This is a genomic window from Pradoshia eiseniae (assembly GCF_002946355.1).
GTDB classification, from domain to species: domain Bacteria; phylum Bacillota; class Bacilli; order Bacillales; family Pradoshiaceae; genus Pradoshia; species Pradoshia eiseniae.
Window position 1 is genome coordinate 267,587 of the sequence record NZ_PKOZ01000001.1, and the last position, 23,020, is coordinate 290,606.

The window sequence follows — 23,020 nt, forward strand, 5'->3', positions numbered from 1 at the left end:
AATCCCTTCATCAGTTTTTTGTCATTCGTGATGTTATTTCTATCCAAAATGGGCAGCTATTTATTTGTTCGGCAGGTTATAAAGTAAGGCTCTCCCGGCAAAATTAAAGATGTAGCCAAGAAACGAGGAGCGTGGATGGATGAAAAGAATACCATTTAGGAAAACAACCGGTATAATCCTCCTTGTTTCACTGTTAGCGATTATCTTTAGCCACCCATTGCAAGATTATCTTGCTATTCCCACCAACGTAACTCTTTTTGAAGGGCAGAAAAAATCCTTAACAGATAGTAAGCTGCTAGAGGCAGAAGTGGTCTCTGCCACTAGCGGAATAACCATTGCAAAAGAGTCTAAGGAACTTAGCATCCATGCAGCGAAAAATGGACATGAACAAGTGGTCTTGAATATTGCCGGCATACCGGTCAAAAAAATGAACATCGAGGTTTTGAAGGATTTTAAAGTCATTCCTGGAGGCCAATCGATTGGCGTCAAATTGAACACGCTTGGCGTCCTCGTCGTGGGCCATCATCAAATAACAACAGCTGATGGCGCCTTCTCCCCTGGGGAAACGGCAGGCATCAAGGTAGGGGATATTATTATGGCTATTAATGGCCAGAAAATCACCAAAATGCAGGATGTCTCCCCGTTTGTTAACGGCTATGGAGATTCCCGTAAGCCGCTAGTGGTGGATATATTTCGCGATAACGAAAAAATAACACGAAAGATTGAACCTTTAAAGGATAAGAATGAGGATATCTATAAACTCGGTCTTTATATCCGAGACTCAGCAGCAGGGATTGGGACGATGACTTTCTACCACCCTGAAACAAGGAAATACGGTGCCTTGGGTCATGTCATTTCTGACATGGATACAAAAAAACCAATTGTTGTTAAGGATGGGCAGGTTGTGAAATCAACGGTAACCTCGATTGAAAAAGGAAGCAATGGCAATCCGGGAGAAAAGCTTGCCCGGTTCGCAGCAGATCGTGAAGTTATTGGAAACATCACGCGCAATTCACCGTTTGGAATCTTCGGCCGTCTTACAAAGCAGATGGAGAATGGAATCAAAAATACTCCTTTGCCGATTGCGTTATCTAATGAAGTCGAAGAGGGACCAGCTGAGATTTATACAGTTGTGGAAGGCAATAAGGTCGAGAAGTTTGCGATTGAAATAATCAGCACTATCCCACAAAAGTTTCCTGCAACAAAAGGCATGGTTCTAAAGGTGACTGATAAGAAATTATTGAGCAAGACCGGAGGAATCGTCCAAGGAATGAGCGGAAGTCCAATCATTCAAAAAGGGAAAGTTGTCGGTGCTGTTACCCATGTGTTTGTTAATGACCCGACAAGCGGGTACGGTGTCCATATTGAATGGATGCTGAATGAAGCAGGAATAGATATTTATCAAAAAGACTCGAAAGCAGGTTGATTTCAACCTGCTTTTTTTTCGTCGAATCAGCTCGTTTCATTGCCTGATTCGACAAATTTGGATGGAAGTTTGTAATTACTTGTGAAAAAGGTCGAAATAAGGAGTAAACAAAAGAGAAACTTGTTTTTCGCATTATTTTTAAGCATTTTTTGGTTTTTGAGTATTTTTTATATTGCAATGTCGAATTTCTCAGTTAGAATAAAGATTAGAAATACTAGAAAATATAGGAAAAACGGAAAACGAGTTTTAAGGAGGCTATCTGGTTGAAAAAAATAAAAGTATGTATCGTTGATGATAATCGTGAACTTGTTGCTTTATTGGAAGAGTATATTAGTGAACAGCCGGATATGGAAGTGATCGGTGTTGCTCATAATGGCCAGGATTGCCTGAGCATGCTCGAACAAGTAAGTCCTGACGTATTAGTCCTTGATATCATCATGCCGCATTTGGATGGTCTGGCCGTTTTGGAGAGAATCAAGGATTCCCAAAAAGGGACCTCTATTCCAAATGTCATCATGCTGACTGCATTTGGACAGGAAGATGTCACAAAAAAAGCGGTTGAGCTAGGTGCTTCTTATTTTATCCTAAAGCCATTTGATATGGAAAACCTCGTAAACCATATTAGACAATCAGGGGAAAAAGGGGCGGGCATTGCGCGGTCTAATACGTATTCTCCAAGGCAGGCGGTGGAGGCCAAGCCTGTTAACCTAGATGCAAGCATTACAAGTATTATCCATGAGATTGGCGTGCCTGCACATATAAAGGGCTATCTTTACTTGAGGGAAGCAATTTCGATGGTTTATAACGATATTGAGCTATTGGGTTCCATCACGAAGGTGCTTTATCCTGATATCGCCAAGAAATATAATACGACCGCAAGCCGAGTGGAACGGGCCATCCGCCATGCGATAGAAGTTGCTTGGAGCAGGGGGAATATTGATTCTATTTCGTCCTTGTTCGGGTATACAGTCAGTATGACAAAAGCCAAGCCGACAAACAGTGAATTCATCGCAATGGTCGCTGATAAGCTGCGCCTTGAGCATAAAGCCTCGTAAACCTTTTTGTTTTAATTTGGATCAACTGTAGCTGTAAACGCTATCAATTATCATGGAAGCACCATTACCTGCCGAATTATGAATCAGGCGGTATAATGGTGCTTTTTATTGTATGCTAGAGAAGAAAGAATTTTTAGAACGGAGGTTTTTCCGAGTGACGCTAATATTTGGACATAGGGGATATGCGGCTGTCTACCCCGAAAATACCATGATTTCCTTCAAGGAGGCACAAAAAGCAGGCGCTGACGGAATTGAACTCGATGTTCAGCTAAGCCGAGATAAAGAGTTAGTCGTTATTCATGACCCGACGGTTGACCGTACGACAGACGGTACCGGAACAGTCCGCGAGTTAACGCTTGAGCAGCTTAAGCAACTAAACGCTGCCCATCAATCAAAGACGGTGGATTTTGCCTCCATCCCGACATTAAGAGATGTGATGGAATGGCTGGTTGGAACGGATCTTCTTTTAAATATTGAATTAAAGAATGTTGTCTATCCTTATGAGGGGATGGAGGAATTAGTGATTGAGCTAATCAGGGAGTATGGTATGGAGGAACGGGTTATTCTTTCATCTTTTAATCATTATAGCCTTGTTTATTGCCATAGGCTTGCTCCTGACATTGAAACCGCCCCACTCTATTCTGAGGGCTTGTACATGCCTTGGGTTTATGCGGAATCCATTAAAGCTAAATCCATCCATCCGAAATTCAGGGCGGCTCCGAATGAAATTATTGAACAATGCCAGCAGGCCGGAATTGCGGTTAGACCATATACGGTGAACCGAAAAGGAGAGATGAAGCGCCTGTTCAAGGTGGGGTGTGCAGCCTTTATCACGGATGATCCTCATCTGGCTGCTAACCTGAGAGAAGAATCAAAATAAATTCATCTATCTTTTCATGATGCCCATTTCTTGAGAGTTGTCAGTTTACCAAATTATTTGGAGGCATTTCTGCTCTTTGGCTTCTATGTCGATTTCTTTCCGGATATCGTCGGAAGCTTTTGAAGCCGACAACTGATAAACCGACACACATAGCCTGTAAAACCAATTCCGACATTTCATGTCTATATGATTAAAAAAATCCAAAGAAATATAGGAGATATGGGCTATTCTCTTTTTCTGAAAAAAATGATTCCAAAGCGTCATTGAGGGAGAACGGAACAAAAAAAGCCTGGAGAAACAGAGTAAGGCTGTTTCTCCAGACCATTTTATTTTTGTGCAGGCTGCCTCTTAAAGCGCTCCTGCACTTTATTTCGCTTTCGATCCCTATATAGAATAAATCCGCCAATAAAGGCTAAGCCGCCAATAAACAAAAGAAGCCCGACTATAAACTGTATCCATAGAGCCGGCAATAGAGGGCTCAGTTTTCCAAAAAGCATATCCCTCATCCACTTGATCCCAAGGGCAGTGCAAAGGCCCGGGACCAATAAAAGGATAAATGCAATCGCACGTTGCATCTTATTTCACCCTCACCTCAAGAAAATATCTTACAATTCCAATCTTTATAAATTTTATAAGTTCTGTCAAGTTTTTTTAGGATAAATATGGTAGTATGAATATGAAAAAAATTGCATACGGTTACAAGCTGGGGGGAGTACATGGAAAGAACAGTGCTAATTATCGGAGCTGGCAATGGCGGAACAGCCATTTTAAATATACTGCTGATGGCGAAGGATTATCGTGTAATTGGGGTTATTGATTCCAACCCGAATGCTGCGGGGATACAGCTAGCACGTGAGCATGGCATTAAAACGGCTGCCAGCTGGTCCCGCTTAATTAACCATCCGCCTGATATAATTTTTGAAGCAACTGGCATTGATGCCGTCTACCGGGAAATTGCCCAGAAGAAAGAGGAGCATACCATTCTTGTTCAGGGACGGGTCGCCTTTATTCTAGCAAACCTCATCCAGGAAAAAGAGGAATTAATGAAACAGTCCAAGGAAGAGGCCTATCTGCGCGAGCTTGTTTTTAATATTTCAGATAATGGCATGATTGTGATCAATAAGGATGAAGAGGTCGTTTTTATCAATAAAGAGGCGGAGAATTTGACAGGCATAAAAGGAGAAATGGTGATCGGCCGCCATATTCACGAGGTAATGCCTGCTTCCTCTCTCCCCCGGATAGTCCAAACAGCGGTTACAGAGAGCAATCAGCGGGCTCGTCTCGATAATGGGCGGGACATTTTAACGACGAGGATGCCAATCAGAAATGGCCAAGGTGAAATCCTCGGAGCATTCGCCATATTCAAGGGTATTACGGAAATGACTCGTCTAGCTGAAGAGATTACAAACCTAAAGCATATTCAAAAAATGCTTGAAGCCATCATTCATTCAAGCGATGATGCCATCTCCGTCGTCGACGAGAAGGGAGAGGGGCTTTTGATCAATCCTGCCTATTCGAGAATTACGGGTCTTGAGGAGGCTGATGTAATCGGAAAGCCTGCGACAGCGGACATCGTTGAAGGGGAGAGTATGCATTTGCAAGTGCTGAAAACCCAAAAGCCGGTTCGCGGCGTTCGCATGAAGGTCGGGCCGGCGAAACGGGATGTAATTGTCAATGTAGCTCCAATAATGGTTAACGGGGAGCTGAAGGGAAGCGTCGGTGTCATTCATGACCTATCAGAAATTCAAAACTTAACAAAGGAATTGCAGCGAGCCCGTCAGATGATCCGAAAAATTGCGGCGAAATATACCTTTGATGATATTATTGGCGAATCAAAGGAGATGAGCCTGTGTCTTGAGCAAGCTCGGCTTTATGCGCGTACCCCTGCTACTGTCCTTTTAAGGGGAGAGTCCGGGACGGGCAAGGAATTATTCGCTCATGCGATTCATAATGCCAGCGACCGCAAGTATAACCAGTTTGTGCGTGTGAACTGTGCGGCAATCGCGGAATCCTTGCTTGAGAGTGAACTGTTCGGCTATGAGGAAGGGGCTTTCTCCGGAGCAAGGAGAGGCGGCAAGAAAGGCTTTTTCGAGGAAGCTCACAAAGGCAGCATCTTTCTCGATGAGATTGGCGAACTAACCCCTGGGACTCAGGCTAAGCTGCTCCGTGTCCTGCAAGAAGGGGAAATTATGCGGGTGGGCGGCACAAAGCCTGTGCAGATAGATGTCCGAGTGATTGCCGCGACCAATGTGAATTTGGAGAAGGCAATTGCAAACGGCGATTTCCGGGAGGATTTGTATTACCGAATTAATCGTATGCCGATATACATACCCGCGCTAAGGGAGAGGCCGCGTGATATTGCGTCTCTAAGTATTCATTTGCTCAAGAAGCTGAACGAAGAATACGGCCGGGATATCCGGACAATCAGTCCAGAGGCCATTCAGGTGCTAGAAGCGTATAGGTGGCCGGGAAATGTACGTGAGCTTGAGAATGTGCTTGGCAGAGCGATTATTTTCATGGATATGCACACGCGAATGCTTGAAAAGGCACATCTGCCTTCGCTATTTTTGGAGGATGCCCCGGCAGAAGAAGGATGGAAAGAACAACGCTTGCCGCATAATCCGCTCAGCCTGACAGAGCAGCTAGCAAATATTGAAAAAGAAATCATTCAAAATACGCTGAATCGGCTGAAGGGGAATAAGACAGCGACCGCGCGAGAATTGGGTCTTTCAATCAGGAATCTGTATTATAAATTAACAAAGTATAACCTTGAATAATTTTGCACGCTAAAAGCTGCATTCATGAAAAAAATTGCATGGAATCTTTGTTGACCTCCCCTTTATTGAGAAGAAGATAGAGTTGGCACGATTCTTGCATATATCATTTATGGATTTTCGGTGACAAAAAAATAAATAGAACAACATGAGTACGTAAAGATGAGAGGGGAAATGAAAGATGGAGCTTTTTAAATATATGGAGCAATATGACTATGAACAACTTTTGTTTGTACAGGATAGGCAATCTGGATTGAAGGCCATCATCGCTATTCATGACACAACCCTTGGGCCGGCTCTTGGAGGAACAAGGATGTGGACGTATGATTCCGAGGAAGCGGCTATTGAAGATGCTCTGCGGCTTGCCAAAGGGATGACGTACAAGAATGCTGCTGCAGGACTCAATCTTGGCGGAGGGAAGACAGTCATCATCGGTGACCCGCGCAAGGATAAAAATGAAGAAATGTTCCGTGCTTTTGGCCGATATATTCAAGGACTTAATGGACGCTACATTACCGCTGAGGATGTAGGCACAACAGTTGCGGATATGGATATAATCCATGAAGAAACGGATTATGTGACAGGAATTTCTCCTGCTTTCGGCTCTTCAGGCAATCCTTCGCCGGTAACGGCTTTTGGTGTTTACCGCGGAATGAAGGCAGCTGCCAAGGAAGCATTTGGCACGGATTCCCTTGAAGGAAAAGTGATCGCAGTCCAAGGAATCGGCAATGTTGCCTTTAATTTGTGCAAGCATCTGCATGAAGAAGGGGCTCAATTGATCGTGACGGATATTAATAAGGAAAGTGTCCAAATGGCTGTCGAGCATTTTGGGGCAAGCGCGGTTGACCCGGATGAAATCTATGGGGTTGAGTGTGATATTTATGCGCCATGTGCACTTGGTGCAACCATCAATGACCATACGATTCCGCAATTAAAAGCGAAAGTGATTGCAGGCGCTGCCAATAACCAATTGAAGGAAACCAGACATGGAGATGCCATCCATGAGATGGGGATTGTCTATGCACCTGATTATGTCATCAATGCCGGCGGCGTGATAAATGTAGCTGATGAGCTATATGGCTACAATCAGGAGCGAGCCTTAAAGAAGGTTGAGACGATATACAATAACATCGAACGAGTAATAGAGATTGCCAAGCGTGACGGAATTCCAACCTATGTGGCCGCAGACCGTATGGCTGAGGAACGGATTGAAAAGCTTAAAAATTCTAGAAGTCAATTTCTTATGAATGGCCGCCATATCTTGAATCGCCGCCGTTAATGGGGAAGTGATGGCCTGCTGTGTATTTGGCCTTCATAATGAAACAGGAGATAATGACGCCGCCATCTTGGCGGCGATCTATACAGGGGAGGGTGTCTTACATGTCAACAGAATATGATCTTGTCATCCTGGGCGGTGGAACAGGCGGATATGTGGCCGCTATCCGAGCTTCACAGCTCGGTTTAAAAACAGCAATCGTAGAAGCGGGTAAGCTTGGGGGAACCTGCCTGCATGCTGGCTGCATTCCGTCAAAGGCATTGCTTAGAAGTGCTGAAGTGTATCAAACCGTAAAGAAAGCTGCTGGCTTTGGCGTAAAAACGGAAGCGCCGGTCTTCGATTTTGGCGTTGCACAAGAGAGAAAGCAAAGTATTGTGGACAAGCTCCACAATGGAGTCCAATACTTAATTAAGCAAGGCAAGATAGATCTATATGAGGGGTATGGCCGGCTTTTAGGTCCATCTATCTTCTCTCCAATGGCTGGTACCGTTTCGGTTGAGATGAATAACGGCGAAGAGAATGAAATGCTTATTCCAAAGAATGTCCTTCTTGCTACTGGCTCAAGACCGCGGACGCTTGCTGGTCTGACCATTGATGGCCAGACGGTTCTTACCTCTGATGATGCGCTTAGACTTAAGCAGCTCCCTTCATCTATGCTTATTATCGGGGGAGGTGTCATCGGTGTTGAGTGGGCATCAATGCTTTGCGATTTCGACGTTGAGGTGACCATTTTGGAATATGCTGACCGAATCCTGCCGACAGAGGATGAGGAGATTTCAAAGGCGATGACTAAGGCATTGAAGAAAAAAGGGATAAAAATCGTGACAGGCGCGAAAGTTCTTCCGGAAACGCTTTCCGTTCAAGATGGCTTGACCATTTCGGCTGAGGAGAGCGGAACTAACCGTGACTATCGAGCTGAAAAGATGCTGGTTTCTGTCGGCCGTGATGCTAATACTGATGGGATTGGGCTCGAGAATACCGACATTGAGTTCAGTAAAGGAGTCATTCAGGTAAATGAGGTTTACCAGACAAAAGAATCTCATATATATGCGATTGGCGACTGTATTGGGGGAATGCAGCTTGCCCATGTGGCAAGCCATGAAGGCATTAAGGCAGTTGAGCATATGGCGGGTTTGAAGACAGAGCCAATCCGCTATGACTGGATACCGCGCTGTATATATAGCAGCCCGGAGGCAGCGAGCGTTGGTATTACTGAAGAGGAAGCGTTAAAGAGAGGCCATAAGGTGAAGGTGGGTAAATTCCCTTTTCAGGCCTTGGGGAAAGCGCTTGTATTTGGAGAGGCAGAAGGGTTTGCCAAAATCATCTCTGATGCCGAAAGTGATGATCTGCTTGGAGTCCATATGATTGGCCCGCATGTGACAGACATGATTTCAGAGGCTGGTCTTGCATTGGTCTTAAATGCGACGGCATGGGAAGTGGCATCAAGCATCCATCCTCACCCTTCCCTTTCAGAGGTGATTGGAGAGGCGGCACTTGCGGTTGATGGAATGGCGCTTCATTTGTAATGAATGAAATGGATAGGGGGAATTTTGATGGCAGAAAATAGGCATGAACAATTAGGCTTAACTAATCAAACGGTATTAGAGATGTATGAAATGATGCTTATGGCAAGAAGAATAGATGAGCGTATGTGGCTTTTGAACCGCTCTGGCAAGATTCCGTTCGTTATCTCCTGCCAAGGACAGGAGGCAGCTCAAGTCGGTGCTGCCTTCGCGCTCGACAGGAATAAAGATTATGTCCTTCCCTACTATAGAGATATGGGAGTCGTGCTTACCTTTGGCATGACGGCAAAGCAGCTTATGCTATCCGGATTTGCGAAAATGGAAGACCCGAATTCAGGAGGCAGGCAGATGCCGGGGCATTTTGGCCAAAAGGAAAATCGGATTGTGACTGGTTCTTCTCCGGTGACGACACAAGTTCCGCATGCGGTAGGCATCGCGCTCGCCGGCAAGATGCAAAATAAGGATTTAGTTACCTTCGTCACCTTTGGTGAGGGCTCTTCCAATCAGGGGGATTTCCATGAAGGTGCTAATTTTGCCGGTGTACATAAGCTTCCGGTTATTCTCATGTGCGAAAATAATAAATACGCCATTTCTGTGCCCGTTGAAAAGCAGCTGGCCTGCGAACGTGTTTCTGATCGGGCAGTTGGATACGGGATGCCTGGTGTGACGGTTAATGGAAATGATCCGCTAGAGGTTTATGGAGCCGTCAAGGAGGCAGCAGGCAGAGCACGGCGCGGCGAAGGACCGAGCCTAATTGAAACGGTCTCCTACCGATTGACCCCGCATTCAAGTGATGATGATGATCGTTCTTATCGTGCGCCTGCTGAAGTGGCAGAGGCGAAGACGAATGATCCTATCATTACGTTCGGTGCCTATTTGAAAGAAACAGGTGTTCTTGACGATAATCTCGAGAAAGAAATCAATGAACGCGTGATGAAGCTCGTCAATGAAGCGACAGATTATGCGGAGAATGCGCCGTATGCACAGGCAGAGGATGCTTTGAAGCATGTGTATGAAGAAGGAATGGGGGCGGTTTGATGCCGGTTTTATCATATATTGATGCCATTACATTGGCTTTGAGAGAAGAGATGGAAAGAGACGAGAAAGTATTTGTTCTTGGTGAGGATGTAGGCAAAAAAGGCGGTGTTTTTAAAGCGACTGCCGGATTGTATGAGCAATTTGGAGAGGCGAGAGTTCTCGATACACCGCTTGCTGAATCGGCAATTGCCGGGGTGGGCATTGGCGCTGCGATGTATGGCATGCGGCCGGTCGCTGAGATGCAGTTTGCTGATTTTATCATGCCTGCTGTGAATCAAATTATCTCTGAGGCAGCTAAAATCCGCTATCGCTCCAATAATGACTGGCATTGCCCGATTGTCATTCGTGCCCCGTTCGGTGGAGGTGTCCACGGAGCGCTTTATCATTCTCAATCCGTTGAAGCCATTTTCGCCAATCAGCCTGGCCTAAAGGTAGTCATTCCTTCCACACCATATGATGCAAAAGGGCTCTTGAAGGCCGCCATTCGCGATGAAGACCCTGTGCTTTTCTTTGAGCATAAACGGGCTTACAGATTGATTAAGGGAGAGGTTCCGGCTGATGATTATGTCCTTCCGATTGGGAAGGCAGATGTGAAACGAGAAGGGGAGGATGTTACCGTCATAACATATGGGTTATGTGTTCATTTCGCCCTCCAAGCGGCAGAGAGGCTTGAAAAGGACGGTATCTCTACCAATATTCTAGACCTTAGAACGGTTTATCCGCTAGATAAGGAAGCCGTTATTGAAGCTGCCAGAAAAACAGGGAAGGTCCTGCTGGTAACCGAGGACACGAAGGAAGGCAGTGTCATGAGTGAGGTGTCTGCCATTATTGCTGAGCATTGCCTGTTCGATTTGGATGCGCCAGTCAAGAGACTGGCTGGTCCTGATGTTCCTGCCATGCCGTATGCTCCGACGATGGAGAAGTTCTTCATGGTCAATCCAGATAAGGTCGAAAAAGCGATAAAAGAATTAGCAGAATTCTAGATAGCTAGAAAGAGAGGGTAAAAGAATGGCTATAGAAAAGATGAAAATGCCGCAGCTTGGGGAAAGCGTCACAGAAGGCACCATCTCCACTTGGCTCGTCAAGCCGGGAGACCACGTGCAGAAATATGATCCTATTGCTGAGGTTATGACGGATAAAGTGAATGCAGAGGTACCGTCCTCCTATACGGGAACCATTCAAGAATTGCTTTTTGAAGAAGGGGAGACCGTCCCTGTCGGCGAACTGATTTGCAGCATTCAGACAGAGGGTGAAGGAAGTGAGCAGGAGGCCAAGCAGGAGCAGAAAGTGAAGCCTGCTGAAGCTGATGGAGAGACAGGAGAATCCCTGCAGTCAGCTGGCAAGCCGCGCTATTCACCTGCCGTATTAAAGCTATCCCAGGAACATGATATTGATTTGAAGACCTTGAACGGAACTGGTGCAGGGGGACGTATCACTCGCAAGGACGTTTTGAAGGCTATTGAATCAGGTCCTGAAGCGCTCAAGCCCCCTGCTGCATCAGAAAGAAAAGCAGATATGCAAGACTCAAAGGAGCAGGCTGTACCGCCAAAAAGGAATCCTATTCAAGCAGCTGCAAATGATACCATCATTCCGGTTTCAGGTATAAGAAAGGCGATAGCACAGAATATGACGCGAGCTAAGCAGGAGATTCCGCATGCCTGGACAATGGTTGAGGCGGATGTTACTGGTCTTGTCTCGGCAAGAGATGCCTTGAAGAAAGAGTTCAAGGAGAAGGAAGGGTATAATCTTACCTACTTTGCCTTTTTTGTCAAGGCTGTGGCACAGGCGCTTAAGGAGTTCCCGGAAATGAACTCTATGTGGGATGGGGATCGAATCATCCAGAGGAAGGACATTCATTTATCTATTGCAGTGGCGACTGATGATGCTCTCTATGTGCCGGTCATCAAACATGCTGATGAGAAAACAATTAAAGGGATTGCCCGTGAAATTTATGAACTCGCCGGTAAGGTTAGGTCCGGCAAGCTATCAGCGGATGATATGAGGGGAGGAACCTTCACGGTGAATAATACCGGTTCATTCGGCTCTGTACAATCGATGGGCATCATTAACCATCCGCAAGCGGCCATTCTGCAGGTGGAATCTATCGTGAAAAAGCCGGTTGTCATGGAAGGGAATATGATTGCCATTAGAAATATGGTAAATCTCTGCCTCTCTCTCGATCATCGCGTACTGGATGGTTTGGTGGCAGGACGCTTCCTGGCAAGACTGAAGGGAATCCTCGAAGAAATGAACGAAAAGACAATATCTATCTATTAATATTCTTCATAAACGAACTGGATGAGCCTTGCGTCCAGTTCTTTTTTTTGCCGCTCTCAAAATAGAAATAGTCCTTTTCACAGCGCGAGAGAAGTGGTTTGGAAAATCTTGTGATAAAATGTAATTATCAGAAAAAATGTACATATGAAGGGAGGGAGCTTTCTGTCTCGGAATAAATCCGATAAAAAGAAAGCCTTGCTATGAATTTAGATCAATTACGAAACTATACATTTCCGACAAGCACTGAACAGGATTGGATAGAGGCTGTTGAGCGTTCCTTGAAGGGTAAAGGAGCAGACAGTTTATTGACGGAAACCTATGAGAATATTATTTTGAAACCGCTTTATTCCGAAAGAACAGCAGATGTCGAAAGGCCGGGCACGGCTCCTTATACAAGAGGCATTGGAAATAATGATTTTTGGCTTTGTCAGGAGAATCAAGGAGAGAATGCCGAAGCAGTAACCGAAGCTGTCAAAAAAGGGATTGAAAATGGTGAGAACGCCCTTTCGTTTAAGACTGACTCTTTAAAGCCAGAGGAGATAAAGGTAGCCCTCGGGAATTTGCCCATTGAAGATTATCCGGTCTTTATTCAAGCGAATGCTGCGCAGCAAGCAATCATGGGAAACGGTCTGGCAGTCAATGGAGCGGTCTTACGTGATTTGATGATGGAATGGGTGCAAGCAGGAGCGGTTCCCCTAAATGAACAAACAGCGTTGACTGAGTGGTTATCAAGCATTGCTGAATGGAAGCAAAATGAACCTGATATAAAGACAATTTGGGTTAATACGATTCCTTACCACGAATCAGGAGCAGATGCGGCTAGAGAGATTGCGTATGCACTTGCCGCTGGTGCTGAGTATATGAATGCAGCTAATAGTGCAGGTATTGAGCCAAGTGAGCTGACCGACAGCATGGTCTTTTCGTTTGCGATTGACTCTCAATTTTTCATGCAAATCGCAAAGCTCAGAGCGGCAAGGAAACTATGGAGTGCGGTTGGACAAGTGTATGGAATAAAGGAATGCAGGATGAACATTCATGCAAAGACATCAATGAGAAATAAATCAAGCTATGATCGTCACGTCAATCTTCTCCGCGCGAGCAATGAAGCGTTTGCTGCCGTGGCTGGAGGATGTCAGTACATAACAGTTGATCCATTTGATGCCATGCTTAAAGAACAAAGCTCCCAAGGCATACGTATGGCGCGAAATATCGTACATATCCTCGATAAGGAAGCAGGTATACGCTATTCGGAGGATCCTGGTGGAGGCTCTTACTACTTAGAGGCGCTTACAGATGAGCTATGCGAAAAGGCCTGGGCTCTCTTCCTTGATATAGAACGGGCAGGGGGGATACTCTCTGTGCTGAAGAAGGGCCGCATTCAAGCGGAGCTTTTCGAAATAGCTCAGACACGGCTTGAGAATGTAGCCATGCGTAAGGAGAAAATCATCGGGGTGAATGTCTATGCGAACCCATCGGAAAGGCGTCCAGTTGTTCCTGTTGAGCTGCCGCCGTCGAGTCGAACAGAAAAGGTGAAAGAAATCAGCCGGTTAAGGCCAATCAAACTTTCTAGCGAATTTGAGGTTATCCGGTCCATGAACCTGACCTGGCAGGACGAAGCTGCAGCAGAGAGAATAGCGGTGATTGGGATTGGCGACCTGAAGGCATATAAGCCATATACAGATTTCGTGAAGGAAATCCTGGCTTCAGGCGGTTTGGCCTATCAATTAGCAGAAGGCATAGAGAGTAGTAAAGAGATAGAAGAACTTGCCGGACAGCAAAAGGTTCTTCACCTCATCGTTTGCGGCAATCAAAAGGATCTAAAAGGAGATTTGTCTGCGTTATCATTAGAGCCTCATGTCCGCATCTATACTGTCGGAGATTTTAGTGATAACACAAAGTATCAGCAAATAGACCGGAGCGTCAATATCATTGAATGGCTCACGGTTCTTTCATCCACTCAGGAGGTAGAGGCATGAAAAGACCAAACTTTTCTAAAATAGACTGGAAGACAGCTGCTGCTTCTTCTCCAGCAAATAATGATAACCAGAAACAGACAATAACTGAAACAAATGAACAAATCAGCATAAAATCGGTGTATGAAATGTCAGATAGCGAACAGCTTCCCCATATGCCGTCATATCCGGGTATCGCACCATTTACACGGGGACCGTATGCGGCCATGTATGTGAACAGACCTTGGACAGTACGGCAGTATGCGGGATTTTCAACAGCAGAAGAATCCAATGCCTTCTACCGCAGAAATCTCGAAATGGGTCAAAAAGGGCTGTCGGTAGCCTTTGATTTAGCAACTCACCGCGGCTATGATTCTGACCATCCGCGTGTAATCGGGGATGTCGGCAAGGCAGGGGTAGCGATAGATTCCATTGAGGATATGAAGATATTGTTTGAGGGGATTCCACTTGAAAAAATGTCGGTTTCGATGACAATGAATGGTGCTGTGCTGCCTGTAATGGCTTTTTATATCGCAGCTGCGATGGAACAGGGAGTTGAGACAAGCAGTCTCTCAGGCACGATACAAAATGATATATTAAAAGAATATATGGTTCGAAACACCTATATTTACCCTCCACAAATGTCGATGAGAATCATTTCTGATATTTTTTCTTATACATCATCTAAGATGCCGAGGTTCAACAGCATCTCCATATCAGGCTATCATATGCAGGAAGCAGGTGCGCCGGCTGATTTAGAGCTCGCTTATACGCTTGCTGATGGACTTGAGTATGTCCGTTCTGGGTTGGATGCCGGAATACCGATTGATACGTTTGCGCCGCGACTCTCCTTTTTCTGGGGCATTGGGATGAACTATTTCATGGAGGTGGCGAAGCTTCGGGCGGCAAGATATTTATGGGCAACATTAATGACGCAATTCAACCCGCAAAATGAGAAGTCCCTAGCCCTTCGCACCCATTCACAAACATCGGGATGGAGCCTTTCTGAACAGGATCCATTCAATAATGTCGCCCGGACATTAATCGAAGCTCATGCAGCTGTTATGGGGCATACCCAGTCCCTGCATACGAATGCACTGGATGAGGCCATTGCCCTTCCGACGGATTTCTCTGCCCGGATTGCACGCAATACCCAATTATATTTGCAGGAAGAAACGGGCTTAACGAATGTTATTGACCCATGGGGCGGCTCTTACTATGTAGAGTCCTTGACAAAGAGCCTAATTGAAAAAGCATGGGGACATTTAGAGGAGATTGAGAAGCTTGGCGGCATGGCTAAAGCGATTGAAACGGGCATCCCGAAAATGCGCATTGAGGAGGCCGCCGCAAAAAGGCAGGCAAGGATTGATTCTGGCGAAGAAGTCCTCATCGGGGTGAACCGGTATAGAAGTGAAGAAACGGATGAGTTTGATATTCTGGAAGTGGATAATTCTAAAGTACGGAGCGGGCAGGTTGCGAGACTGAAAGCAATCAAGGAATCTCGTGATAATGAAAAGGTGAAGGCAGCTTTGGGCAAACTTACGGATTCGGCGCGAACTGGAGAAGGTAATCTTTTAGAGTTTGCCGTGGAGGCTGCCATACTGCGTGCGACCTTAGGGGAGATATCGGATGCGATTGAAGCTGTATCAGGAAGGCATCAGGCTGAAGTGAGAACCGTAAGCGGTGTATATGGGCGCCATTATCAGCAAGAGGGAAAAATCGAAGAAGTCAGAGCGATGACAGAGGAGTTCGTTGAGCATGAAGGCAGGCGCCCGCGCATTCTAATAGCAAAAATGGGGCAGGACGGTCATGACAGAGGGGCAAAAGTTGTTGCCACTGCCTATGCTGACCTTGGCTTTGATGTCGATATGGGACCATTATTCCAAACACCAGAAGAAACAGCCACGCAAGCAATTGAGAATGATGTCCATGTCATCGGCATGAGTTCCCTTGCCGGCGGACACAAAACCTTGCTTCCGCAGCTGAAGCAAGAATTAAGACGCTTGGGGCGTGAGGATATTCTTATAATCGCCGGCGGTGTTATTCCTAAACAGGATTATGAATATCTGCTCGAGAATGGTGCAGCAGCAATCTTTGGGCCAGGAACCGTCATACCTGAGGCAGCTGTAACTATTATGGAAGAGATTTATAGGAGCCTTGGCTATGAGGAAGTGTCCGATTGATGGATAAGAAGGAGCGAAGAAGGTTCAAGCGGAAGGAGACATTAAACCTTCAAGTAAGGGATATCGCTGCTAGCTTGATAGAGGGGGAGGTCAGTTCGCTCTCAAAGGCAATTACACTGGTTGAGAGCAGGCAGGAGGACCATCAGAAGGCAGCACAAGCCATCCTTGCTGAAGTGCTGCCTGAGACAGGAAAGGCGGTTCGGATTGGCATCTCAGGTGTCCCTGGGGCAGGGAAAAGCACATTCATTGAGAGCTTTGGCTTATACCTATGCGCTCTTGGGCATAAGGTTGCCGTTTTGGCCATCGATCCAAGCTCACCTGTCAGCGGGGGCAGCATTCTCGGAGACAAGACGAGAATGGAGAAGCTTTCGCGGCACTCCAATGCTTATATCCGACCTACGCCATCTGACGGGGAATTCGGCGGCGTTCATCGCAAGACGAGAGAAAGCATGCTATTATGTGAAGCGGCCGGGTACTCTGTCATCATTGTAGAAACGGTCGGGGTTGGCCAGAGTGAAGCGGATGTAAGAGAGATGGTCGATTTTTTCTTGTTGCTAGCGTTGACGGGCGCGGGAGATGAATTGCAAGGGATGAAGAAGGGCATTCTTGAGCTTGTAGATGCCATTGCAGTCAACAAGGCTGATGGAGATAATTTAAAGAAAGCCTTACTTGCAAAAGAGGAGTACAGTCGGGTCACGATGGGCATTAATCCTGCAACAATGGGATGGAATATAGAGACCCTCACATGCTCAGCTCTTTATCAAGAAGGGCTTGAGGATATATGGAAGCTCATCTTAGCCTTTATGGAGGAGACGCGTCAATCAGGTGTTCTCGAATCCAGGCGCAGGAATCAAGCAGGTAAATGGCTTCAGTCAGAAGTCAGAAGGATGTTGGTTGAACGTTTCTTGAAGGATGGGGAAGTCCGCTCTTCCCTTCAGCTGCTAGAGGATAGGGTTAAGGAAGGAACGGTTCTCCCTGCAATGGCAGCAAAAGAATTGATTGACGTTTATTTTTCCTTGAACAAGAAGTAAAATAAGGGTATTGGTTAAAAAAAGGATAGCAGATTGGATCTGCTATCCTTTAAACAAGGGAGTATAGGGATAAAACTTAATTATGGCATTTTTACCCTTTATGATGGAATGCTAAACCATGAAGTTGGATTATTTTTTAAATTTATACTCCTTTGGTAAAATAAAGAAAAAGACCGGAAAGGAAGAAAACGGCATGAGCATGGATTTCAATTTATTTATGAATGATGTAGTCCGCCAAGCTAGGCAGGAAATACAAAATGCAGGATATAAGGAGCTTAAAACGACAGAAGAAGTTGATGAAGCCCTTCAAGCCAAAGGAACGACACTCGTAATGGTCAACTCTGTTTGCGGGTGTGCAGGCGGCATCGCCCGTCCGGCAGCCTATCACGCAGTGAATTATGATAAACGGCCAGATCATCTTGTGACGGTATTTGCCGGACAAGATAAAGAAGCCACAGCACGAGCACGGGAGTATTTCACAGGTTATCCGCCATCCTCTCCTTCATTCGCATTATTGAAGGATGGAAAGATTATTAAGATGATTGAACGACATGAAATTGAAGGTCATGAGCCAATGCAAGTCATTTCTGCCTTGCAGACGGCATTTGATGAATATTGCGATGAAATCTGATTCACCTAAAGCCAGTGTTCTCTAATCAGGGACACTGGCTTTTGCGTTTATGATTTCCATGCTGGCAGGTGTTAATGTTTTTATGCATAGAGTTTGTATAACAATTCAGTATATTCATTTGGCGTTGAAACAGCTCAAATGTACAGATATTATCAATGATTATATTTAATGATGTTTTTAGACGTTTGTATGTAAGATGAAATAATTTTGAAAAGAAGTTTTTGTGTGTTAAAATTCATTTTGTTGTATATATATAATTTTTATGGTTTAATAGTTTTTATGAAAAGTAGAAGCAACATGAATTTATAAACATTTTGGGGGAAAGACAAATGAAAAAGTGGCTACTTAGTTTATTGACTGTTGTATTCGCGGGGGTTTTACTAAGCGCATGCGGCAGCAGCGAAGAATCTGGCAGTGACGGCTCAAGCGATAAAAAGGTATTGAAAATGGTGACTTCGGCTGATTACAAACCTTTTGAATATATTGATACGGCTAAGAGTGAAGAGATTATCGGATTTGATGTTGATTTAGCGAAGACTGTGGCAGAGAAGCTGGGCTATGAGCTAGAGGTATCTGACATGGACTTCGGCGGGCTGATTACCGCGCTGAAAAATGGACAGGCTGATCTTGTATTAGCTGGAATGACACCAACAGAGAAACGCGAAGAAAGTGTTGATTTCTCAGATATTTATTATACATCCAACCATATGGTAGTGACAGCTAAAGATAGCGGCATTTCCTCAGCTGAAGGCCTTGAAGGAAAAACAGTAGGCGTACAGATGGGCTCTATTCAGGAAACAACCGCTGATGAGCTTGCGAAAACGATTGATATGGCTGTTGAAGACCGGAACCGGATTCCTGAGCTTGTACAGGAAATCAAGTCAGGACGCTTTGACGCGGCTATCATTGAAGACACAGTTGCCGAAGGATATCTTGCAAAGAATGATGATCTGACCGGTTTTGTGCTTGAACAAAGTGAAGAGGAAGTTGGCTATGCGATGGCATTCCCTAAAGGCAGTGAATTACGTGACCAATTTAACGCGGAACTTCAAAAAATGAAGGAAAGCGGAGAGTTAGAAGAATTAGTGCTGAAATGGTTTGATGCAGACGCTGAATAAATTGGATGGAAAATTTCAGAAGGAGCTCGTTCCTTCTGGAATTTTTCTTTTCTGTTCGACTCCTCAGCCCTCATTTCAATTTCCCGCGATATGATAGATGAAGAAGGAGAAACATGACTATGAATTTAGACTTTACCGGGATTATCCCGTCGATGCCTTATATTTTGGAAGGGGTGAAAATCACCCTTCAAATCGCAGCGCTTGCTGCTGTTTTCGGTTTTATTTTAGGGACAGTACTAGCGCTTTGCAAAATCTCAAAGCTTAAAGCGTTGATTTGGCTGGCTGATTTCTACACTAGCATTTTCCGCGGCACACCCCTCGTGCTCCAGTTGATGATTATTTATTTTGCGTCACCGCAATTATTCGGTTTTCAGATTGAAGGATATTGGGCGGCTGTCTTATCCTTCTCCTTGAATTCGGGTGCTTACATATCGGAGATCATCCGAGGCGGAATCTTGGCTGTCGATAAAGGACAGAAAGAAGCGGCAATGGCTTTGGGAGTGCCTTATACAAGCATGATGGCGAACATTATTCTGCCACAGGCCTATAAGAATATTCTTCCGGCCTTAATGAATGAATTTATTACCTTGACGAAGGAATCCGCCATTGTAACGACAATTGGTGTTATGGATATTATGAGAAGGGCCTACCAGGTAGGGGGCGAGACATTCCAATACTTAGAGCCGCTCTTGTTTGCGGGACTCATTTATTATGTGCTCGTCATGATTCTCACGTTTATTGGAAAAATGGTTGAAAAGAGGTTGCAGCATTCATGATTAAAGTGGAGAATCTACAAAAGAACTTCGGGAAATTAGAAGTCTTAAAAGGAATCACGACAGAAATCAAGGAGGGGGAAGTGATTGCGGTCATCGGTCCTTCTGGTTCTGGTAAGTCAACTTTTCTTCGCTGCTTGAACCTGATGGAAACGCCAACTGGCGGAACTATTTGGATTAAGGGTGAGGAAATTACCGCGCCGAAGACGAACGTCCTTGCCATGAGACAGAATGTCGGGATGGTATTCCAGCATTTCAATCTGTTCCCTCATAAGACCGTTCTTGAAAATGTGACGTATGCACCAGTGAAAGTGAAGAAGATGACTAAGGGTGCAGCGAAGAAAGAGGCAATGGATATTCTTGCTAAGGTCGGGATGGCAGAGAAGGCAAATGAATATCCAGGACAGCTTTCTGGCGGGCAAAAGCAGCGGGTCGCAATTGCACGTGCACTTGCAATGAAGCCAGAGATCATGCTGTTTGACGAGCCGACTTCAGCTCTTGATCCGGAGATGGTTAAAGAAGTGCTTGAAGTTATGAAGTCATTGGCAAATTCAGGGATGACCATGGCGATTGTCACACATGAGATGGGGTTTGCGAAGGAAGTCGCAGACAGGGTGCTATTTTTGGATGGCGGTGTCATCGTAGAAGACAGCGCTCCAGAGCTTTTCTTTACCTCGCCTAAATCACAGCGCGCAAAAGAGTTCTTGCAGAAAGTATTATAAATAGCCTATTCTTAAGAAAGATATTCTGATGCTCAGAATATCTTTTTTTGGGTACATTACTTATCGGGGTGATACATAAATGTTCAAAATCGGCTACCGAACGATAAAAACGGCTATTGGTACACCAGTGGCTATTTATATAGCGCAATTAATTGGTCTCCACAGTTTTGCTTCCGCAGGGATTATTACCATTTTATGCATTCAGCGCACGAAGAAAAAATCGCTCAGGGCAGCATGGGACCGCTTTGTTGCCTGTTTAATCGCGATGGCTTATTCCTATCTGTTCTTCGAATGGATTGCCTACACGCCGCCTGTGATTGGATTAATGCTTCTGTTTTTCATTCCGACTACAGTTGCACTGAGAGTTTCTGGCGGGATTGTGACAAGCTCCGTAATTATTCTTCATTTATATGCATCTAACTCCATTACGGTGGATACCTTGCTGAATGAGGTAGGTCTTGTGGTTATAGGAATAAGCGTAGCCTTTCTAGTGAATTTCTATATGCCGAGCATGGATCGTGAACTTGTTGAGTACAAGAACAAAATAGAAAATTTATACAGAATTATATTAAGGGAATTAAGTGAATACCTGGTAACCGGAAACAGCATATGGACAGGCAAGGAAATTATTGAGGCGGATAATGCCATCAAGAAAGCTGTTTATTATGCTGCTCTCGATCTTGAGAATCATATTACCGGAAGTGAGGACTCCTATTATCATTACTTTAAGCTAAGGGAGAGGCAGCTCGCTATTTTAAAGAGAATTCTCCCGCTCGCTGGGAAGATGGATTTGTCTGAACATGAGGGCAGCCGGGAGATTGGCGAATTCATAGGCCATTTGAGCGATAATGTCCATCATCGGAACACGACAGAAGAGCATATCAAACAGCTTGATGACCTGCTTGATAATTTGAAGAAAAAGGAAATACCGTCAAACTTCGACGAGTTTGAACGCCGCGCTGCTCTTTTCCAGTTGGGGAAGGAATTGCGGGACTATCTCGTCATCAAGAGTACAGTGAAGCCGCTGCCATTTACGAAAATTAAGCAGGATTGAATAAGCGATCTGGATTGATCAGATACTAGATTAAAAAAGGTGATATGCTATGAACATGCTCCCATCACTCTTGTTTCTGATTCATCTTATCTCGCCGATTTGGCCGCTTGGCCAGAACCCTCTTCCTGGCGATCCGTTTATCATAATCAACAAGCAGACTAATGAACTGTTCTTCTATGAGGATGAAAAGGAAATCCTTCATTATTCAGTGGCAACCGGCAGGGAGACGAAGGATACGCCAATTGGTCTGTATACAATTGTGACAAAGTTCAAGAATCCCGAGTATTCAAGCAAGCGCATACCTTCTAAGAACCCGGAAAATCCGCTAGGCACCAGATGGATGGGATTTGATGCGCGTAAGACAAATGGCCGCGTATATGGAATCCATGGCACCAACAAAGAAGACACCATCGGGAAGCATATATCCCATGGGTGCATCCGTATGAAAAACAAGGAGGCTGAGCGTTTGTTCACTCGCGTTCCGATTGGGACGAAGGTGTATATATACTCAGGTAAAGAGCCACCCCTTCATTATGCAAAGCTGCATGGCGCCGTCCGTGCAGATACTGAGCCTTAAAAATATAAAAACACCAGCTTGATGCCTGCTGCCGTAGGCAGGGACAACTGGTGTTTTTTATTGTTTCTATAAAAAAGCGGAAATTCCTGATAGCAGGGTAACTACTACCATGGTAATAATCATTAAGTAGACGATGATTTTTTGAGTACGCTTATTAGACATGAATTCCACTCCTTATTTCCTCATGATTTGATACTACTATTTTTAGCCTTCCTCCTCAAGTGAAAAAAATTTTCTTCTCTTTCAAGGTATATGCCTTTATAGAATTTTACGAATGTTCTATTATTTAAATAGGTAAAAAAAGGGAGGATGAGCATGCAAAGGGGAATCAACCATATAGGAATCGCCGTTAAATCTATTTCGGAAGCGCTTCCTCTATACGAGGATGTGTTTGGGATGATTAACGAAGGGGAGGAAATTGTTCCAAGCCAAAAAGTTAGGGTTGCCTTCCTTTCAGCTGGGAACACACGGATTGAATTGCTTGAGCCGCTGGATGGGACAAGCGCAATCGCGAAATTTATTGAAACAAAAGGAGAGGGGATTCATCATATTGCGCTTGAGGTATCAAGCATCAAGGATCGAATCGCCGAACTGAAAGAAAAAGGACTGCAGTTGATTGATGAAGAACCGAGGCCTGGTGCACACCATACAGAAGTGGCATTCATACATCCTAAGTCAGTACATAGGGTTTTGGTTGAATTATGCGAGAAACCGAAACGGGAGGAATAAG

At 45.0% G+C, this 23,020-nt stretch carries 21 protein-coding genes; 19 read left to right on the forward strand and 2 right to left on the reverse strand.

All coding sequences use genetic code 11. The annotated features are described in order from the left end of the window. The first annotated feature begins 139 nt into the window (after positions 1-139). From spoIVB to CYL18_RS01350, 3 genes are all read left to right on the forward strand, one after another. A complete protein-coding gene (spoIVB, locus tag CYL18_RS01340) occupies positions 140-1,426 on the forward strand; it encodes a SpoIVB peptidase (RefSeq protein ID WP_104847665.1) in 1,287 nt (428 codons plus the stop codon). Positions 1,427-1,689: 263 nt separating this feature from the next. Beyond that, positions 1,690-2,481, forward strand: a complete 792-nt coding sequence (spo0A, locus tag CYL18_RS01345; protein WP_104847666.1) for a sporulation transcription factor Spo0A — start codon at positions 1,690-1,692, stop codon at positions 2,479-2,481. Between the two features lie 154 nt (positions 2,482-2,635). Then, entirely contained in the window at positions 2,636-3,361 is a 726-nt protein-coding gene (locus CYL18_RS01350; RefSeq protein ID WP_104847667.1) for a glycerophosphodiester phosphodiesterase, read from the forward strand. A gap of 326 nt (positions 3,362-3,687) precedes the next feature. On the opposite strand, the gene CYL18_RS01355 is transcribed toward CYL18_RS01350, so the two are convergent. Beyond that, positions 3,688-3,936, reverse strand: a complete 249-nt coding sequence (locus CYL18_RS01355; protein ID WP_104847668.1) for a DUF2627 domain-containing protein — start codon at positions 3,934-3,936, stop codon at positions 3,688-3,690. 141 nt (positions 3,937-4,077) lie between these two features. Between CYL18_RS01355 and CYL18_RS01360 the strand changes: the two genes are divergently transcribed. The 15 genes from CYL18_RS01360 to CYL18_RS01430 all read left to right on the forward strand — a co-directional run bounded on the left by CYL18_RS01360 (position 4,078) and on the right by CYL18_RS01430 (position 22,290). Continuing rightward, positions 4,078-6,138, forward strand: a complete 2,061-nt coding sequence (locus tag CYL18_RS01360; RefSeq protein WP_104847669.1) for a sigma 54-interacting transcriptional regulator — start codon at positions 4,078-4,080, stop codon at positions 6,136-6,138. Between the two features lie 178 nt (positions 6,139-6,316). Then, the gene (gene bcd, locus CYL18_RS01365) at positions 6,317-7,414 is read left to right on the forward strand and encodes a branched-chain amino acid dehydrogenase (RefSeq protein WP_104847670.1); all 1,098 of its coding nucleotides are present in this window, start codon (positions 6,317-6,319) and stop codon (positions 7,412-7,414) included. 101 nt (positions 7,415-7,515) lie between these two features. Beyond that, on the forward strand, positions 7,516-8,937 hold the full coding sequence (lpdA, locus tag CYL18_RS01370; protein WP_104847671.1) for a dihydrolipoyl dehydrogenase: 1,422 nt from the start codon (positions 7,516-7,518) through the stop codon (positions 8,935-8,937). Between the two features lie 27 nt (positions 8,938-8,964). Then, positions 8,965-9,972, forward strand: coding sequence for a thiamine pyrophosphate-dependent dehydrogenase E1 component subunit alpha (locus tag CYL18_RS01375; RefSeq protein ID WP_104847672.1), 1,008 nt, complete (start codon positions 8,965-8,967; stop codon positions 9,970-9,972). Continuing rightward, complete coding sequence (locus tag CYL18_RS01380) at positions 9,972-10,955, forward strand: alpha-ketoacid dehydrogenase subunit beta (protein ID WP_104847673.1); 984 nt, start codon at positions 9,972-9,974, stop codon at positions 10,953-10,955. The genes CYL18_RS01375 and CYL18_RS01380 overlap by 1 nt, the downstream gene beginning before the upstream one ends. Positions 10,956-10,980: 25 nt before the next feature. Further along, a complete protein-coding gene (locus tag CYL18_RS01385) occupies positions 10,981-12,249 on the forward strand; it encodes a dihydrolipoamide acetyltransferase family protein (RefSeq protein WP_104847674.1) in 1,269 nt (422 codons plus the stop codon). A 200-nt stretch (positions 12,250-12,449) separates the two neighbouring features. Then, positions 12,450-14,225: a methylmalonyl-CoA mutase family protein gene (locus CYL18_RS01390; RefSeq protein WP_104847675.1), complete on the forward strand. Its 1,776-nt coding sequence runs from the start codon at positions 12,450-12,452 to the stop codon at positions 14,223-14,225. Then, positions 14,222-16,384: a methylmalonyl-CoA mutase gene (gene scpA, locus CYL18_RS01395; protein ID WP_104847676.1), complete on the forward strand. Its 2,163-nt coding sequence runs from the start codon at positions 14,222-14,224 to the stop codon at positions 16,382-16,384. The genes CYL18_RS01390 and scpA overlap by 4 nt, the downstream gene beginning before the upstream one ends. Further along, positions 16,384-17,415 (forward strand): methylmalonyl Co-A mutase-associated GTPase MeaB, encoded by a 1,032-nt coding sequence (gene meaB / locus CYL18_RS01400; RefSeq protein WP_104847677.1) that lies wholly within the window; start codon positions 16,384-16,386, stop codon positions 17,413-17,415. The genes scpA and meaB overlap by 1 nt, the downstream gene beginning before the upstream one ends. A 193-nt stretch (positions 17,416-17,608) precedes the next feature. Continuing rightward, a complete protein-coding gene (locus CYL18_RS01405; RefSeq protein WP_104848319.1) occupies positions 17,609-18,046 on the forward strand; it encodes a BrxA/BrxB family bacilliredoxin in 438 nt (145 codons plus the stop codon). A 329-nt stretch (positions 18,047-18,375) separates the two neighbouring features. Continuing rightward, entirely contained in the window at positions 18,376-19,164 is a 789-nt protein-coding gene (locus tag CYL18_RS01410; RefSeq protein ID WP_104847678.1) for a transporter substrate-binding domain-containing protein, read from the forward strand. Positions 19,165-19,283: 119 nt separating this feature from the next. Further along, positions 19,284-19,940 carry an amino acid ABC transporter permease gene (locus CYL18_RS01415; RefSeq protein ID WP_104847679.1) on the forward strand — a complete coding sequence of 219 codons (657 nt, stop codon included), beginning with the start codon at positions 19,284-19,286 and terminating at the stop codon, positions 19,938-19,940. Next, complete coding sequence (locus CYL18_RS01420; protein ID WP_104847680.1) at positions 19,937-20,659, forward strand: amino acid ABC transporter ATP-binding protein; 723 nt, start codon at positions 19,937-19,939, stop codon at positions 20,657-20,659. The genes CYL18_RS01415 and CYL18_RS01420 overlap by 4 nt, the downstream gene beginning before the upstream one ends. A 79-nt stretch (positions 20,660-20,738) precedes the next feature. Further along, positions 20,739-21,713, forward strand: a complete 975-nt coding sequence (locus CYL18_RS01425) for an aromatic acid exporter family protein (RefSeq protein ID WP_104847681.1) — start codon at positions 20,739-20,741, stop codon at positions 21,711-21,713. A gap of 55 nt (positions 21,714-21,768) precedes the next feature. Continuing rightward, positions 21,769-22,290: a L,D-transpeptidase gene (locus CYL18_RS01430; RefSeq protein WP_407984516.1), complete on the forward strand. Its 522-nt coding sequence runs from the start codon at positions 21,769-21,771 to the stop codon at positions 22,288-22,290. A gap of 66 nt (positions 22,291-22,356) precedes the next feature. Here the strand turns inward: CYL18_RS01430 and prli42 are convergent, their stop codons facing one another. Further along, positions 22,357-22,452: a stressosome-associated protein Prli42 gene (gene prli42 / locus CYL18_RS19135; protein WP_149917114.1), complete on the reverse strand. Its 96-nt coding sequence runs from the start codon at positions 22,450-22,452 to the stop codon at positions 22,357-22,359. 153 nt (positions 22,453-22,605) lie between these two features. Here prli42 and mce point away from each other — a divergent pair, with 153 nt between their 5' ends. Further along, a complete protein-coding gene (gene mce, locus CYL18_RS01435; protein ID WP_104847683.1) occupies positions 22,606-23,019 on the forward strand; it encodes a methylmalonyl-CoA epimerase in 414 nt (137 codons plus the stop codon). Position 23,020 lies beyond the last annotated feature (1 nt).

What these genes read in the sequence shown, in the direction of transcription:
- spoIVB (WP_104847665.1), top strand. Translation starts at nt 140, where the DNA reads ATGAAAAGAATACCATTTAGGAAAACAACCGGTATAATCCTCCTTGTT.
- CYL18_RS01355 (WP_104847668.1), bottom strand. Translation starts at nt 3,936, where the DNA reads ATGCAACGTGCGATTGCATTTATCCTTTTATTGGTCCCGGGCCTTTGC.
- CYL18_RS01360 (WP_104847669.1), top strand. Translation starts at nt 4,078, where the DNA reads ATGGAAAGAACAGTGCTAATTATCGGAGCTGGCAATGGCGGAACAGCC.
- bcd (WP_104847670.1), top strand. Translation starts at nt 6,317, where the DNA reads ATGGAGCTTTTTAAATATATGGAGCAATATGACTATGAACAACTTTTG.
- lpdA (WP_104847671.1), top strand. Translation starts at nt 7,516, where the DNA reads ATGTCAACAGAATATGATCTTGTCATCCTGGGCGGTGGAACAGGCGGA.
- CYL18_RS01375 (WP_104847672.1), top strand. Translation starts at nt 8,965, where the DNA reads ATGGCAGAAAATAGGCATGAACAATTAGGCTTAACTAATCAAACGGTA.
- CYL18_RS01380 (WP_104847673.1), top strand. Translation starts at nt 9,972, where the DNA reads ATGCCGGTTTTATCATATATTGATGCCATTACATTGGCTTTGAGAGAA.
- CYL18_RS01385 (WP_104847674.1), top strand. Translation starts at nt 10,981, where the DNA reads ATGGCTATAGAAAAGATGAAAATGCCGCAGCTTGGGGAAAGCGTCACA.
- CYL18_RS01390 (WP_104847675.1), top strand. Translation starts at nt 12,450, where the DNA reads ATGAATTTAGATCAATTACGAAACTATACATTTCCGACAAGCACTGAA.
- scpA (WP_104847676.1), top strand. Translation starts at nt 14,222, where the DNA reads ATGAAAAGACCAAACTTTTCTAAAATAGACTGGAAGACAGCTGCTGCT.
- meaB (WP_104847677.1), top strand. Translation starts at nt 16,384, where the DNA reads ATGGATAAGAAGGAGCGAAGAAGGTTCAAGCGGAAGGAGACATTAAAC.
- CYL18_RS01405 (WP_104848319.1), top strand. Translation starts at nt 17,609, where the DNA reads ATGAGCATGGATTTCAATTTATTTATGAATGATGTAGTCCGCCAAGCT.
- CYL18_RS01410 (WP_104847678.1), top strand. Translation starts at nt 18,376, where the DNA reads ATGAAAAAGTGGCTACTTAGTTTATTGACTGTTGTATTCGCGGGGGTT.
- CYL18_RS01415 (WP_104847679.1), top strand. Translation starts at nt 19,284, where the DNA reads ATGAATTTAGACTTTACCGGGATTATCCCGTCGATGCCTTATATTTTG.
- CYL18_RS01420 (WP_104847680.1), top strand. Translation starts at nt 19,937, where the DNA reads ATGATTAAAGTGGAGAATCTACAAAAGAACTTCGGGAAATTAGAAGTC.
- CYL18_RS01425 (WP_104847681.1), top strand. Translation starts at nt 20,739, where the DNA reads ATGTTCAAAATCGGCTACCGAACGATAAAAACGGCTATTGGTACACCA.
- CYL18_RS01430 (WP_407984516.1), top strand. Translation starts at nt 21,769, where the DNA reads ATGCTCCCATCACTCTTGTTTCTGATTCATCTTATCTCGCCGATTTGG.
- prli42 (WP_149917114.1), bottom strand. Translation starts at nt 22,452, where the DNA reads ATGTCTAATAAGCGTACTCAAAAAATCATCGTCTACTTAATGATTATT.
- mce (WP_104847683.1), top strand. Translation starts at nt 22,606, where the DNA reads ATGCAAAGGGGAATCAACCATATAGGAATCGCCGTTAAATCTATTTCG.